Source organism: Vibrio sp. D420a, assembly GCF_030248625.1.
Taxonomy (GTDB): domain Bacteria; phylum Pseudomonadota; class Gammaproteobacteria; order Enterobacterales; family Vibrionaceae; genus Vibrio; species Vibrio fortis_A.
Map to the genome: position 1 here is coordinate 1 of NZ_JAHGAN010000083.1, position 1,165 is coordinate 1,165.

The window sequence follows — 1,165 nt, forward strand, 5'->3', positions numbered from 1 at the left end:
ACCAATAACCCAAAAACTTATTCGTTTATATAGCGAATACATTAATACAAAAAAGCCGATAACAGTTCGCTGTTATCGGCTTTTTTATTGTTTATTGTTCAACGAACAGAGAGCGGAAATTACTCCTTCTCTGGAAACGCTTGAGCATAGCTTTCCATAAAGTCGCGACGAATCTCCTGTTCTAAATGAGAAGCTTGTTCTGTCGGACAGAAAATCATGAAGTGCACCACTTGCTCACCAGTTGCCCCACTCGTCACATGAATGTGCGGCTCTGAACCCGGAAGGTCTACCCCAGCATGACGCTCGATCACAGCATTGTAACGGCGAGCGACTTCAATAAAGTCCTCACTGTGCGCTTCAATCTGTTTGATCAACCCTGGAATCAGCGGATACAAGTTAACGAAATCTTTCACCACAATAGAAAAATCATGGTAAACATAGCGCTTCATAAAGTTGAGGTTCTTTACCGGGTAAGTAAAAAACATACTGTTAGGTAGCGTGGCTGTTTTACCCGTGTAGTGATATTGGCCGTGGTACAGGTCAATTTCCTGAATCACTGTCGCCATCATATTGTGCTCAATCACCTCACCGCTAATCTTACCGACTTCAATCCAGTCACCAATACGAAAAGAGCGTGAACTTGCTCTTTGGATAGAGCCTGTAAAACAGAGGATGATCTCTTTCGATGCCACAACTATTGCCACTGCAATCGCAGTTAACGACAGTGCGAACTCACTAATTTCCGACTGCCAAAGTATGAATAGCGTGATTACTATGAATGCAAAGGTGCCATTCTTAGTGCGAGACATCCAGTTACGCTGATCTTCAGAGAGAAAGGCAACATCGCCTCTGATTTGAGACAGTGTGATTCGGCGAATAATTAAAACAACAGCGATGATTAGCGCACTGAACAAGCCTTTGTGCGCCAATAAGAAATCAATCACTTGCCACATTTTTTCCATTACAACTTCCTTTGGAATGATGATGACTTAACCTAACAAAAGCGCCCATTTACTGAGCGCTTTTGGTTTTTGTTAGTTAAAAACGGCTTTGTTTAGGCTATCATTTTATTTTTGCAGAAGTAATAAACTCGCCAAAAGTTTCACACCAAATCACAACCGTATCGTACTGAGTGAGATCTGTCCCTTGAGGCAGAGTCAACATA

The 1,165-nt window shown here is 42.1% G+C and carries 2 protein-coding genes; both read right to left on the reverse strand.

Annotation, left to right across the window (positions count from 1 at the left end; genetic code table 11):
- Positions 1–119: 119 nt before the first annotated feature.
- Positions 120–962 carry a mechanosensitive ion channel family protein gene (locus KI743_RS24275; RefSeq protein ID WP_152469796.1) on the reverse strand — a complete coding sequence of 281 codons (843 nt, stop codon included), beginning with the start codon at positions 960–962 and terminating at the stop codon, positions 120–122.
- 100 nt (positions 963–1,062) lie between these two features.
- Positions 1,063–1,165 (reverse strand): DM13 domain-containing protein (locus tag KI743_RS24280; protein WP_285468562.1); only part of this gene is annotated, 103 nt, incomplete at its 5' end.